The 13978-nt window shown below is 43.7% G+C and carries 13 protein-coding genes and 1 tRNA gene; 7 read left to right on the top strand and 7 right to left on the bottom strand.

What is annotated here, in order from left to right; genetic code table 11:
- Positions 1 to 93: 93 nt before the first annotated feature.
- Together GQS64_RS10610 and GQS64_RS10605 are read left to right on the top strand one after the other, a co-directional pair.
- Positions 94 to 219 (top strand): hypothetical protein, encoded by a 126-nt coding sequence (locus tag GQS64_RS10610; RefSeq protein ID WP_255520168.1) that lies wholly within the window; start codon positions 94 to 96, stop codon positions 217 to 219.
- Positions 216 to 980, top strand: a complete 765-nt coding sequence (locus GQS64_RS10605; protein ID WP_198231553.1) for a pyrroline-5-carboxylate reductase — start codon at positions 216 to 218, stop codon at positions 978 to 980. Before GQS64_RS10610 ends, GQS64_RS10605 begins: the two co-directional genes overlap by 4 nt.
- A 399-nt stretch (positions 981 to 1379) precedes the next feature.
- Here the strand turns inward: GQS64_RS10605 and GQS64_RS10600 are convergent, their stop codons facing one another.
- Positions 1380 to 1715, bottom strand: coding sequence for a hypothetical protein (locus GQS64_RS10600; protein ID WP_198231552.1), 336 nt, complete (start codon positions 1713 to 1715; stop codon positions 1380 to 1382).
- A gap of 643 nt (positions 1716 to 2358) precedes the next feature.
- Between GQS64_RS10600 and GQS64_RS10595 the strand changes: the two genes are divergently transcribed.
- Positions 2359 to 2643 (top strand): hypothetical protein, encoded by a 285-nt coding sequence (locus GQS64_RS10595; protein WP_198231551.1) that lies wholly within the window; start codon positions 2359 to 2361, stop codon positions 2641 to 2643.
- Between the two features lie 237 nt (positions 2644 to 2880).
- On the opposite strand, the gene GQS64_RS10590 is transcribed toward GQS64_RS10595, so the two are convergent.
- Positions 2881 to 5142, bottom strand: coding sequence for an AGE family epimerase/isomerase (locus tag GQS64_RS10590; RefSeq protein ID WP_198231550.1), 2262 nt, complete (start codon positions 5140 to 5142; stop codon positions 2881 to 2883).
- A gap of 598 nt (positions 5143 to 5740) precedes the next feature.
- On the opposite strand from GQS64_RS10590, the gene GQS64_RS10585 reads away from it, so the two are divergent.
- The 4 genes from GQS64_RS10585 to GQS64_RS10570 all read left to right on the top strand — a co-directional run bounded on the left by GQS64_RS10585 (position 5741) and on the right by GQS64_RS10570 (position 8500).
- Positions 5741 to 5817: transfer RNA gene (locus GQS64_RS10585), tRNA-Pro, on the top strand.
- A 1286-nt stretch (positions 5818 to 7103) separates the two neighbouring features.
- A complete protein-coding gene (locus tag GQS64_RS10580) occupies positions 7104 to 7379 on the top strand; it encodes a DUF1778 domain-containing protein (protein WP_198231549.1) in 276 nt (91 codons plus the stop codon).
- Positions 7380 to 7423: 44 nt separating this feature from the next.
- The gene (locus GQS64_RS10575) at positions 7424 to 7909 is read left to right on the top strand and encodes a GNAT family N-acetyltransferase (protein WP_246798551.1); all 486 of its coding nucleotides are present in this window, start codon (positions 7424 to 7426) and stop codon (positions 7907 to 7909) included.
- Positions 7910 to 8287: 378 nt separating this feature from the next.
- Positions 8288 to 8500, top strand: a complete 213-nt coding sequence (locus tag GQS64_RS10570) for a hypothetical protein (RefSeq protein ID WP_075914034.1) — start codon at positions 8288 to 8290, stop codon at positions 8498 to 8500.
- Positions 8501 to 8974: 474 nt separating this feature from the next.
- Here the strand turns inward: GQS64_RS10570 and GQS64_RS10565 are convergent, their stop codons facing one another.
- The 5 genes from GQS64_RS10565 to GQS64_RS10545 form a co-directional block, all read right to left on the bottom strand.
- Positions 8975 to 9319, bottom strand: a complete 345-nt coding sequence (locus GQS64_RS10565) for a hypothetical protein (RefSeq protein ID WP_077993281.1) — start codon at positions 9317 to 9319, stop codon at positions 8975 to 8977.
- A gap of 478 nt (positions 9320 to 9797) precedes the next feature.
- A complete protein-coding gene (locus tag GQS64_RS10560) occupies positions 9798 to 10064 on the bottom strand; it encodes a hypothetical protein (protein ID WP_198231547.1) in 267 nt (88 codons plus the stop codon).
- Positions 10061 to 10726, bottom strand: a complete 666-nt coding sequence (locus tag GQS64_RS10555; RefSeq protein ID WP_198231546.1) for a lysozyme — start codon at positions 10724 to 10726, stop codon at positions 10061 to 10063. Before GQS64_RS10555 ends, GQS64_RS10560 begins: the two co-directional genes overlap by 4 nt.
- Positions 10727 to 11009: 283 nt before the next feature.
- Positions 11010 to 11924: a glycosyltransferase family 2 protein gene (locus GQS64_RS10550; protein ID WP_077993274.1), complete on the bottom strand. Its 915-nt coding sequence runs from the start codon at positions 11922 to 11924 to the stop codon at positions 11010 to 11012.
- Between the two features lie 50 nt (positions 11925 to 11974).
- Entirely contained in the window at positions 11975 to 13483 is a 1509-nt protein-coding gene (locus GQS64_RS10545; protein WP_198231545.1) for a hypothetical protein, read from the bottom strand.
- Positions 13484 to 13978: the final 495 nt, after the last annotated feature.

Below are 13978 nucleotides of genomic sequence, written 5' to 3'. Positions count from 1 at the left end.
GCGCTTGAAAAAAACCGCCGGCATAGTGAAGGCAAGTGAGGTGCTTGCAAGCAATCACCTGCCATTTGCGAACGGTCATAAATCTAATAAACAATGTCGGTGAGCAAAGTCGAACGCGATCAGGTTGAAGATTATGCCGAAAGAAAAGCAATGCCGGTGAGTGAAGTCGAACGCTGGCTTGGCCCGATCCTGAATTGCGAGGTTAAAAGAGACAAATGAAACTAGGTTTTATCGGTACAGGAACCATTGCCTCGGCCATGGTGGAAGGCTTGATGAAGAGCAATCTTCCGGTTGAACAAATCACGATTTCACCCAGAAATGCCGACCGCGCGGCAGAGCTTTCAAAGCGCTTTGACAAGGTGAAAATCGGCAAAGACAATCAGGATGTGATTGACCGGAGCGATGATGTTTTCATTTGTTTAAGAAGCCAGATTGCCGAAGAAGAATTGAAAAAACTCGATTTTTCTAAAGCAAAAACAGTTATTTCGGTTATTGCCATGGCAACGGCAACCGAGACCGAAAAATGGATTGGCAAAAAGGTTTTTCGCGCCGTGCCGCATCCCTTTGTTGCCGAAGCGAAAAGCGTTACAGCAATTTATCCCGACAATCCGGAATTGAAGAAAATCTTCAATGCGATGGGTGGGGCAATTGCCGTCAAGGATGAAAGCCAGTTTGCTTTGATGATGACTGCCGGCTCTCTGATGGGTGTCTATTTCAATTTCATCGAAACGGCAAACCGTTGGTTCGTAAAAAACGGGCTTGATGAAAGCCAGTCGGCACCGTTTCTTGCCTCTATGTTTGGCAATCTTGCCGACGAGGCACGTAAAGTAGAGAAGCCCGATTTTACTAAATTGGAAGCCGAATATTCGACCAAAAAAGGCACGAACGAGCTGGTCTCCCAATATTTTACCGATCATGGTGGCAGAGAAGCGCTCACCGGCGGCCTGGATGAAGCGTTCAAACGTATCAAGGGCGAGTGAGCACCTAACGCCAATCACCCGCCATTTGTGTGCGAAAACTGGTTCAAAACAATGTGCGCTTGAAAAAGCCCTGCGGGCATAGTGAAGGCAAGTGAGGTGCTTGCAAGCACCGCCATTTGCGAACGGTTATAAATCAACAATGCCCGTGCGTTAAAGCCCCACGGGCATAAAAAAGGCGGTCACGCATTCGACAGAAATTTTTTGCGGTTCGGAAAGGTTGCGAAGTTTCAAAGACGATCGTAGCGCGGGAAAAACCTAGAATATATCGGATGCGGCCGATGAATACTCTAAAACAATCGGCTTGGGCGCCGAACGGCCTTTTTAAAAAGTGTTTGGTTCACGGCTTTTCGCAATTTTTGCGACCGGTTTTCGGGATTTTTCATATTTGCAAAATTGCTTTCAATGGGGAAGGTAGCTTTTCTGCCCGCTATCGGAATAGCAATAATGTCCACCTCTGGGGCCAACGCAATAGGTTCCCGAACGGCAAGAACAATTTCCCGTTGATGGTTCCATGAGAGACGGGCTGCTTTCGAGAGATTGGCGGTTTGTTGCACCGCCCCCCATATAGGCCGAACAATCTTTGGTCGATGCGCTGGTTGAACCGTCATTACAGATAAAGGTTCTGCCAACACAATGGGAAATGCCGCCTTTCCGGCCTGAACACGGTGTATTTGCCGCAGCAAGTTCCGGAAATAAGGCTGTGAAAAAAATGAAGAGCAGTAAAATATATTTCATAGTCCGTTCCCCCGTGCGATCATCGTAATACTCGAATTGATTTTTTTGCAATCAATTTTTACTTTGACGGGAGAAAAGCGGGACTATCGACAGAAGTTTTTCAATAGTTTAGTTGTTATTTCCGGCAATTTTCCACTATCAACCGCTCGAAACGGTCTTCAAAGTAGCGCGCCAGCAAACGGTTTTTCTTGTCTCTGCCGGTTGTAAAGCGAACCAGTCATTGAAACATTTTTGTTAAAAAAAACTCCTTATTCCACGATGATGCATCACCAAAAACCGCGATTTTTTTGTTCACGCGGCTCTTTGCCGAAAACCGTGCTTCTTTCTCACATGCTTCTTCACCAAAAACCGTTTCACACTTTTTGGGAAGCATGTGGGACTTTTCAGGAACCGCTTGAGCCACTTTTTGGGAAGCATGTGGGACTTTTCAGGAACCGCTTGAGCCACTTTTTGGGAAACATGTGGGACTTTTCAGGAGCCGCTTGAGCCACTTTTCGGGAAGCATGTGTGCCTTTTCGGGAAGTGGTTTATCGGTTTTTTCTCGTCAAGGCGAAGATGAACGGGAGATTAACAAAAGGTTCAGGATAAGTTCAGCTAACAAAGCGTAAGGTGTGTTCCAAGAATCGTTAAAAGGGTATCTCACATGAGAAAACTGATTGTTGTTCTTTTAAGCCTTGCAATGACAGTGCCGCTTTGTGGTGCACTTTCTGCCAAGGCCGATGTTTATCCTGTCATCATCATCGACGAGGGTCATCATCATTATGACCGCTATCATCACCGCTATCCGCCGCATCGGCGCCATTTCGAGCACCGGCACTTCTATCCTGTACCACCTCCGCCCCCGCCGCCCTATTATGGCCCGCATTTCGGACCACATGGTCCCCATGGCGGTCCAAGACCTTGGCATCCGCGCCCCGATTGGCGCTGATAGGTCTTTTAAAAATATTCAAACTCCAGAACCCCGATAAAAGCCCGCCCGTTACACAAACCGGACGGGTTTTTTATTGTTTGATTGATTGCCGGTTTTGCGCGTTTCTGTTTTAAACCGGATTGTGCGGGTTTTAAACGCGGCAATTCTTGCCCCTGTTTTCGATGGGCGAACACAAAAATTATGAACGGCGTAGAACGGGGCAGGGCAGATTTTAAGGAACTGACCGGCGAGCTTTCAAGCCAGTTTCCAATGTTGGGCAAATTTCCGATATTGCGTCAAAGCCGTTATCATATGATAAAAAATGGAAGCCGGAACATCTTCGGCAATGGCGCGGCCGTTTTCCGATATGAGGTCAATCCACAAACCTTTGGGGGCGGCGTCGATATGCCACCGGAAAAGCCTTCCTACACGCGCTTCTATTTCAGGTTTCAGATCCGGCCCGTCATTGCCATCAAGCGCAAGCGCTGCTTTGATCGCTTCGGTTTGCGGCCAGCTTCTCGAATTGGTGTCGATTGGCATTCCGTGGCGCGAAATTGTGTTATAGGCAAGTCCCGTTTTGCGGTTCAAACCATTGGCAATGGCCGAGGCATAAAGCTTTTTGGCAAGTTTTATAACACTGCGGTCATTGGTTTTTTTGGAAAAATCGACAAGCAGCGACGACCATTCAAAATGGTGGCCGGGTTCGCAAATGTCACCTTCAGGTGAAGCCGCTCTTTGCCAGTTCCCGTCATAATATTCGGCAAGTGTCCAGCTATCCTCATCAAAGAAATGTTCCTTGAAAAGATCGACAATGCGTTCTGCCCGTTCAAGATAATCTCTATCACCTGTCACATCATACCAGGCCATGAAACTTTCAAACAAATGCATATGCGGGTTGGAACGGCGAAATGTTTTCTCTCCGTCGCCTTTGGCATTTTCAAAAAAGCCTTTGCCATTTTTATCGGCAAGATGAAGGTCGATAAAAGAGAAGGTTTCCATAGCAAGCGGCAAGGCTTTTTTATTGCCGACACGATGGGCGTGGGCAAGTGCCAGTAACACACAAGCCTGATCGTAACTGTCTTCGGTTGCGTCAAGAACCTTGCCATCTTGTGAAATCTGCAAAACCCAACCGCCACGGTCTGTTCTGCCATTTTTGCCGATAAATTCGAGGCCGTGGTCGATCAGCTCTTTATAAGGACCGTCCCAGCCCATTTCACCGGCCATGGCAAAAGCATAAATCTGGCGCGCCATCGTGCGCATGCGTTTGGCGCGCAATACCGGCATGGAATCAAAGCCCAAGGCTTCATAAAAACCGCCTTTTTCATCAACCCCGCGGGTTGACCAAAGCGGCAGCGCTTCATCAAAAAGCCAATGCTCGACACGGGTGAGATAAGCGCCACTTTGCGGTATTTTATCGGCAGCGGGGGTGAATTTGGTTTCAAGCCTTCCGGCTTTCTCAAGTGTTGCCACCACGTCGCGCACATTCTGGCTTTCTTTGACGGGGGCTACAAAAGTTGCGTCTGTTGTCGCAACAACCGCCATATTATGAAGCCCGACAGCCGATAGTAACCCCGCTTCCGAGCGCAAATAGCTGCCATGGCAATTGATTGCCACAACATCGCCAATAATCACATTACCGTTTTCATCAGGCGGTGTGGGGCTTGATTGCTGGTTCAAAAGCGATTGCCACGAGCCGAGATCATTCCAGTGAAAGCGGGCAGGCACGAGCGCAATGTCTTTGACATGCTCCATAATGGCATAATCGACTGAGTCAGAAGGTATGGCCGCATAATGCTCGTAATTTAGCCATGTGCCCGATATGTCTGTATGGGCGCTTTTCAGCGCCTCGACCGTCTTGTTCCAGATTTCCGGCTGGAATTCAAGAAAGGCTTTTTTCATAGTTGCTGCGGAAAAAAGGAATATTCCCGAATTCCATAAAAAATTGCCCGACTGCAAATATTTTTTGGCCGTTTCAACATCCGGCTTTTCAACAAAGCGGATAACGTCATAAACGCCGTTTTTTTCCTGTCCTGTTTCGACATAGCCATAGCCGGTTTCCGGCTTGTCCGGATGGATTCCGAAAACGACAATGCGGCCGCTTCTTGCGGCTTCTTCGCCTTCATGAATGGTTTTCCAAAAATCGTCATTGGTTGAAATTTCATGGTCAGACGGGGCAACCAGAATGAGCTTGTCGCCATATTCGGCAAGTGTGATTGCTGTTGCCAAAGCAACCGCCGCCGCCGTATTTCGCCCCAAAGGTTCAAAAATCGGGCGTCCGCCATTTAATGGCAAACCGGCAATATCATGGCGCAAACGATATTCATGGGCTTCCGAGGCAATCAGAAAAATCGGCCCGTGGCCGCTTGGCCGTGCATTCATGCGCTTGACAGTGCCGGACACCATCGAGCCTTTGCCGGAAAGGTCATGAAACTGTTTTGGAAAATCTTCACGCGATAATGGCCAAAGGCGGGTGCCAACGCCGCCACTCATAATGAAACTGATGATTTTTTCGGCCATTTTTTCTTTTCCGGCTTGAACTTAAAAAGCATATTCTTGCTATCGCTTTTCAAGGGTTTAGGTCAAGTGAATGCCGCCCGTCGTATAAAAAATAATAAAACCATTAAAATGAAGACCGATAATAGTCGAGCGCTTCTCCAAGCGACAAGTTTATAGCTATGAGAACAGGCAAATGTTTTTTAAACCGGCCTTCGGCGGCGCCCGCCGGCGTGATCTTTGCCCGACTGGATAAACGGGAAAAGCCCCGAATGCTCACAAAACGGTTGGGACGGGAAAAATCGGTCAGGAACGAAAAACCGGTCAAACTTGCAACAGAAGTTTCGTGAGATGGGAAGAAAGCAATTTAAAGTGGCAAAAACCGTCACACCACCGGAAAAATCTCATGCTTTGGCGAAAAAATTTCAAGCCCACTATAATAAAAACGGTGGCGGGCGAGGGGAAGGGAGCCAATATGGGTGAAACAGATCAGGAAAAGGTGATTGCGAGCCAAGGAGGAGGGGGGAACAAACACGAAATGAATAATTGTTGAGCGTGTTTTTTCAAAAAACACTTGCGAGAAGTCTGTCATAACGGTATAAGCCCGCCAACACCAGTTAGTCGGAGTGTAGCGCAGACTGGTAGCGCACCTCGTTCGGGACGAGGGGGTCGGAGGTTCAAATCCTCTCACTCCGACCATTTTTCATCAAAAATTATTTTTAAACGACAAATCGTCGAGTTTTCAAATTTCAAAACGTCGGAAAAACAATCATGCTTTGCGTGTGATTTTATCATCTATAATTGTTTTAAAAGTCGGGGTTCATAAGTCTCAGCTGCGTCAATTGAAATGCCCGTGCTTAAATAAAATGCCCGTGCACGAATAAAATGCATACCAGAACGACCGGATATTTTTATTAAAATTCTAATGGAAAAGCATAAGCTGAAGGTGACACGCGAAGCTTATAATAAAATGTTTCTGGTTAGTTGTAGTTGCAGCCGGAATGACTGGTGATTCGGTAATAAATATGGGTATCACTCTATTTTTTTCAAAGCTTAACGTTTTTAAACTTCAAAAATTTAAGCGAAAGAATACATTCTATTCGAGTAATCGAACTCTTTTTCGATTTTTTAAAAATGAAATTTATATAGCATTTTCAAATATTTATTTTTTCTTCAATAACACAAAAAGTAATCATTACCCGGTTTACTAAATTTAGAGAATAGAACCCGTTTTATTATTATTGATACTTTTAAAGATTATAAATTACATTCAAACTGTTAGTGATAATTCCGCCATTAACAATCAAGCCTTGGAGTTAACCAAGGCTTGATTTTGAATATCGAACAAACTGTCGCGGTTAGAATAGGTGCGATTATGTTTATTCTCTAACTAAGGCCACATATTATATCTTTCGTTTTTGCGAATAGCAATATGTGGAATGAGAAGAAACCCATAATCGTATCTTTCCATTCTTTGCAACAGCTTGTTCAAAAAAATTGATGCAACAATAGTCGAGAAAGGAGGCAAGCAATGATTTTACTACATTCAATTATTGAATTTATTATACAATTTTTTCGATCAAAATGTTTTTTCATTTCGTTTCATTTTGAAATCAAAGTTAGTCGTGACTTAAACCTACCTAGATGAAAAATTTTATTAAAAGGTGGAACGAAGAAGACACTTCTAACGTATAGTCCCAGAAAACGGGAAAATCTGGAAGCACCTCTTTTTTTGGAGGCGCTTCCAACTCTTTGGTTCACGTCAGTCTATTAATTGCAACGGTTTATTGTGCTCGTTTGTTGGTAACTGGTCAAAATTCTCTCGTTTTTTAATAAAAATTTCAACAAGTTATAAGATTTTGTATTTTTATGCATTTACATTGTGTATACATCGCCTTAAATAGATGTAAGCGGTGAACGCAATATCGTGTGGCACCTCTATGTGATAAGTCTGAGTAAGTAACCAGCGTTATGAGGTTATAGCTATGTCTGCACTAAAGAAAAATGCCAATTTCAATTTGCGGATGACTGAAGATCATATGCGGTTGATTTCGAAAGCAGCGAAGATTTGTGGCAAATCGGTCGCAGCTTTTATGACAGAGGCATCGGTTTTTTCGGCGCAACGAGAACTTATGGATCAAAGGTTTATTGGAGTTCAGTCTGATCTTTTCGATAGCATTGATGAAAAATTATTGCAGCCGGGAAAAGCACATAAACGTTTGGTGAAACTCTTCAACAATAAGGTTGAATGGGGTGATTAATCATGGGGTACTGTAAACCATGCCCCTTTGATGCATCAAAACATTTGACGGATAGTTTTTCTTCAGGCTCTCCTGTCCTTGATGACTGGCTAAAAAATATGGCTGGTTATAATCAATCTCAACATTATACAAAAACATTTGTAATAACCGACGAAAATAATTGTGTTGTGGGCTACCACGCTTTGTGTGCAGGCATGATTTATCGTTCTGACACTCCGCGTAAAATCAAAGGAGCTCATGCGCCTGATGAAATTCCGGTGGCACTTCTTGCGCGCATGGCGGTTGACAGACATCACCAAGGTAAAGGATTGGGGGCTGCGCTTTTGCGCAATGCCCTTCTTTTGGTCATCTCCGCTTCTCAGCTTGTTGCTTTCCGTGCTGTTGTCGTTGAGGCAGCTGATGAAAAAGCCAAGAGGTTTTATGAACATTTTGGATTTTTCCAGATAAAAGGAATGGACATGAAACTTATTCTTTCTACCGCCGATATTCTAAAATCATCCTTGGAAGCTTGTGATGACAGGCCTTGTTGATAGGCGATTGCCTCATGTTTTTCAGGACGGACGATAGTTTCAATTATTTTTCTTTTTCCCCCGCGAGGTTATCCGGAAATTCAGGAAAACAGCGCAAATCCAAGCAAAACGGAACCGGGTATGAGCCACTGCAAAACTCGTTGCCGGTATTGGTTTTATTGCGGCAGGCTCATAAAAAATGTCACAGAAATTTGCGATAGCCGGAAAACAGATTTATTAAAAAAGCGGATTTCTGATTTAGCTGAAAATAAAAATACCGGTTGAACCTGCAACTCGCTGACCGCATATAAACGACATGAAAGCTTCGTTCGGACTATAGGTCTCAACGATTTTTTCATTGACTCTTTTTAGAAAAATAAGAACAATACGAGAACAAAAATGGAGTCGCGTAAAGTGAGCAAAGCTGTTTCAAAAGATAGTTGTGAAGACGATATTGATGGCCTCATTGCAGCCTATGACGGGGATGCAAAAGCCCTCATTAGAGCTTTGCTTGATGAACGGAAAATGCTTATCCACCAAATTGAAGTTGCGGCTTCCGCTATGTCTGTCGGCTATGGTCGGGGGTGGAAACCGAAATTGCCGATTGAATAGACGGTCTGTTCTTTATTTGTTTGCCGTTTATTTTTTTAACTTTCCGTGTTTATTTTTTACGGTTTATTTTTGCGTTATGATTATATTTTTCGATTTCGTGATGTGCGTGGGGACCCTCAAATCCGGTAATGTGTGATAAAACTTTCATCTCATGCTGATAAGTGCATGTTTCTGTAACGCGCTATTTGTTCAAGCTGCAATTTTCCCTTATAAAAGACGAAAAACAACGGTCTACAAGCCGACAGGATTTTGCATTTGGCCGGTTCAACGGTATCGGCGGAAAAGTTGATTGAAAAATTGCAATCGCGTTGCTTTTTCGGCAATGTTTTATCAGGCGAAATATTCGGAAGAAAAAACCCGTCGCGCTGGAATGCGCTTATCAACCTCCCTTTGTATTGATAGGCAGCAAAGCTGATATGTTCGTGAAAAGTACCGATTTCAAATGGTAAATGGAACAGAATTGACAAGACTGTTTCAGGAGCCGAATTTTCTTTTCAAAAATCCTATTCCAATATCAATAGCTGCGACGCCCAAAGCACCGCATAAAAAACCGGCAAGGCCAAGGAATTTTTCCGGAACGGCATAGGAACCGTCAATAAGGTCGGATTTATCGAGCAGATGATAGAGTGCGTTGGCGGCAAGTTCCGCCCCATAAATAGCGCATAAAGCACCACCAACCCATTCCATTACGCGTTGCGGCCATTTTTTTGGCGCGCCATTAAGCTGGCTTAAAAAACTGCCACATGCACCGGCAAGAGCAAGAAGTCCGAACCTGACAAGATAGGCAAGCCAGTCGGGAGGGGGATTATTTTCTGACATTTGATTATTCCATGAAAGGCGCGAGCCGTTATTCAAATATTATTTGCTCTCATAAGTTAGTCGGCGAATATTATGATAGGCGGGCGCAAGCTGTGTCGACGGAGAGGGGCAAGTAGAACTTTAATAAGTCGAACTGGTTTGTAATTCTCCGAGAGATAGAATGCCGGCGGAATTTTTTATCAATGATATTTATTGGAGACTGAAAAGCACCGCATTTCATATGTTATAAAATAGGTGATGGGGCTTGGATTGGAAACGGAATGCCGTTTTGTGTCACAGTGTTTCTTCCGGATTGTTCGACAAATCGTATAAAAACATCGTTATCAACTCGCCGCCAATTTATCGACTTTTAATGAATGCCTATTGGCATAAGGCGAAGAAGTTTTTTCATTTCCAGCATTTCTGTTTTTGCCCGAAACGGTCGGTCGAGATGATCCACTTGGTGATTGCAGGTTCGGTTTCGACAAGACGTGGCGCGTCATTCACCTTTGGCGGTTTTGTCCAACCCGCGCAGGAGAATTTTGCATTGGTCTGGCACCCCGCCAAGAGCAAGGCAGCGCTGATAAGGAGTAAGAGCTTCAACTTCATTTTCAACCTCGCGTGATTTTTGGAAGGCAGCGTTGGCGGCTGCAAGCGATTTTTGTTTTTCTAATCTTTGCCCGATAAAAATACCGCCGGAAGCGGCGGCAAGAATAACAACAATGATGATGGCAATGGTGATTGACAGGCGTTCGAGTGTGGTCATAATTCCGCCTCTCCCAATCGTTTGATGAAATAGAAACTGCCGATTGCAACGCCGATCACCATGACGGCTGCTAACGCCCATTGGAAAGGCCCCGAACCGGTGGCAAAACCGGTCAAGCCGGAAGCGGCGCTGATAACCGGCCCGATGACTTCCGGCTTCAACACCGGATGAACAGTTTTTTGTTCCGGCACGACATCTTTGGAAGCGACAAAAGCGCCTTCCATCCAGAGATACCCTTCAGCCCGCCGCCGATTGACAAGGCCTTGAAGCTTTTTGCCCCCTGCTTTGACCCATTTCATCAGTTCAGATGGAACCGCATCAAAATTGCCTTTATTGAGTTTTTTGAGAAGTGCAGAATTTTTGAAAGCATTGATGCCGACGTTGAAAGCAAAGGATACAAGAGCGGCAAATTCATTGTCGTTGAGTTTGACATTGACGTTATTCTCGACAGCCGCTTCATATTGCGTAAGATCTTTCAGGAGAATGCTTTCCGCGTCGGCTTCGGTGATAACCATTCCTTGGTGTGGTGCGGGCGTTCCAGCCGCTGCCGTGTGCCCGTAGCCGATTGTCCAGACGCCGCCGGCATCTTTATAAGCTTTGGTTTTGAGACCTTCCCATTGTTTCAGTTTTTCAAGACCGTGGGGGTTGATTTGTCGCGTCATGGTGTTTCCTTTCGAAGGTATAATTCAAGGCAATAAAAAACCCCGCGAAAAGCGGGGCTGTGGTTCAATATTCAATTCGTTGATTTTTGCTTTTGTTAAAAACCGGATGCTGTTGTCATCAGACAAATGAAAGCCCAGAAAGCTGCGGAAAGCGCTATTCCTAAACTCCGGTTTATCAAACCGGATTTATAGCAGTTGGAATTTTCCCCATCCCTGAAAAAGCGGAAAGGGCGACCGTGAGATAAAACGATTGGCGCAACAAACGGATCTATAATTATGATTGCTATTTTACCGCAAGGTAAGCAAGTTTCTTCATATCGCCCCGTGTTTTCTTGACGAGATCCAGAATAAGCGCAACCATAAAGCTCATAGCGCCTAACAGTCCGAGAAAACCGGCAAGAACTGCTGTTGGCAGCCGCGGAACCAGTCCGCTTCTTGCATATTCGGTAATGACCGGAATGCCAAAGGCGAGAGAGATAATCCAGAACAACAGTGCAACCACGGAATAAAACAAAAAGGGGCGTTCCAACTGGATAAGACGGATGATGGTAAGACCAACCAGAAGACCGTCTTTAATCGTTGAAAGTTTGCTTTCGGAACCTTCAGGACGTTCTCCATAGGGGGCTTCGATTTCATCCAGTGCAACATTCATTTCCAAGGCATGAACAGTAACTTCTGTTTCGATTTCAAAACCGTTGGAAGAAATCGGAAATGATTTGACGAATTTATGTGAAAAAATCTTATATCCGGATAACATATCGGTAATTTGCCGTCCGAAGATAAATTGTATTGCGCCGGTTAAAGCTTTGTTTCCGAAACGGTGGCCAAAAGGATAGGATTCTTTGGCCTCGGAAACCCGACGAATATTCATGTAATCAAGTTTTTCATCAACAAATTTGTCGATCGCAGATTGGGCGATGGATAAATCATAAGTTGAATCACCGTCGACAATCATTATCACATCTTCATCAAGGTCCCTGAATGCACGTTTGATAACATTGCCTTTGCCTTGTCGTTTTTCACTACGCACAATTGCGCCGGCTTCTTTTGCTATTTTGACGGTGTTATCAGAAGAATTATTGTCATAGACGTAAATTGTCGCGCCTTTAATGTAACGCTTCGCATCTGTGATTACAGATTTGACAGTGATTTCCTCGTTATAACAAGGAATAACTACTGCGATCGAACACTTTTCCATATTTTTTCTTCCAGTTCATATCAGATGTCAAACGTTCCAACGTCACTGATTTATAGGATTATACCGATTAAAAATAAAGGAACAGTGACTGAAGCTGCAATAATTCGCATTCTTTTGTTTCCGAATACTTTATGCTTTTGGCTGTAATAGCCGAACGCAGCCAGGATGCATAGAATGCTTAACAGCAAGCACGGATAAGAATACCGGAATTGGGAAGAAACACCTACCACCAAGAAACCCATAAAGTAGATGAATCCGGCGAATGACACAGCATTCAATGTCCGGTTGAACCGGTCGTTTGTTGCCAGGGTTGAAAGATAGAAAAACAATAGAATAAGCAAACTGACATAAGGATGGAACCATAATTGGTTGCCCAAATCCATATGAATAACAGACTTCCATAAACGCGGAGGATTGACCGTTTGGGTGAGCTCACGGTTCTCTTCATGACCTACCATATCGGTGAACCCGACTGTTTCAATGTATACCGGCAGAAAAACAGGCCGGTGTCCTTGATAGTCTATAAAGCGGTTAAAAAATGAGAGACGATGTTTCAAATACGCTTTCGGTTGTTGTATGATGGCCGAAATCCAGGCTTTACGGAGCTCCTGTCTGGCTGCCTTAAGGCGTTTTTTCCCTGAATCTCTCTCATGGTAAAAATAGGTTCCAATACCGTTACAATCAGGGCCTACCCAATTTGCAACCGAATCCCATTGGGTATGTGAATAACAGTGTTTGAACAGACCTACCTGGTCAGGAACGCCAGGAATATCGGGAAGAGTGGATACCCCGCTATATTTTGCTATGCCTGCAATATCGAAAAGCATCAAGGAAAAATCAGGAGCTTCATCCTGTGCGTGAAATAATTTAAGATCAATAAATGGTGTCGCCGCGACAACACAAATCACAAGGGCGAGACACACAATATAGCGATAAATAATTCTGGCTTTCCACCCCATAAAAATCGCTACAAGCAGAGGCACGGCAATAAAACAACCGTTGGAGCGTATAAAAAAGCAAAACACCAGAATAACCGCTGAAAACACACAAAATAATGTTGTTTTCTTTTTGTCTGAAATTGCTCTGTCCATCATCAGAGCTGCTATCAAAAAGACTAATGAAGCGACATAAGTATCCTTCAAAACAGTTGTGATATAGGTAAAAATAGGAGGCAGGAGCAATATCAATATGCAGATAATGCCGGTTAAAATTCCTTTGGAAATATGTTTGGCGATTATATACAATCCCAAGCAGGTCGCAGCCATAGGTATAAGTACATAGATACCCTTTATATCGGTAACCGACTGAATAAGTCGCCAGACTCTTGTAAGGAGCGCAGAATGCCAATTTCCAGTATGATTGTTATATGCGTCTGAATATAAAGAAAATGCATCATAGGCAACTGTTCCCGGATAAAACGAGTAAAATAACCATAAAAATGCACAAAATATACATAAGAACAGATAGTTATTTTTTAGGAAAGATGGAGTTTCTTTTATAAGATAATGAACATTATTATTAAACTTCTTTTCAATGTTCTTATATAATCCGGTTTCCACTGCTTAGCCCTCTCCACATTATCAAAATGCTGGTCATTTAGTGCCAAATTAAAAACTGTGCTGTTGATTTGTATGCACCTGCTTGGGGCAGAAGCTCTATATGGTGCACCATATCATGTCAATCGTAAGGGGCTAAAATTGAATAAATAAATGTATGGCTGTTGTGAATGGCCACCTAGCCGGCGCATCAGGCAAGACTTGGGAAAATTCGATGTCTAAAGTTATGCAATTTTTGCTTATTATTTTTGAATTAATATCCATAGGGTATAAGAGTTATTAAAATAAAAATATAAAAACTAAAATTATTATTTATTTGAATATCAATCAAAAAATAATTCAATAACAAACTTATGAAAGACGTAGATTATGCAAGTTGGTACAATTTTGCAGCGTTGATAATTGTAAAATGAATCGTGTCCGCAAAGCCCTGATAGCTGCCTGTCATGGCCTATTATCCGGCAGCGACTTGCCGCCGAATCAGTTTAATCTTCAGTT

This window comes from Bartonella sp. P0282, assembly GCF_048452985.1.
Taxonomy (GTDB): Bacteria; Pseudomonadota; Alphaproteobacteria; order Rhizobiales; family Rhizobiaceae; genus Bartonella; species Bartonella choladocola.
The sequence above is the reverse complement of the archived record's forward strand: the minus strand, read 5'-3'. Positions and strand labels throughout refer to the sequence as shown.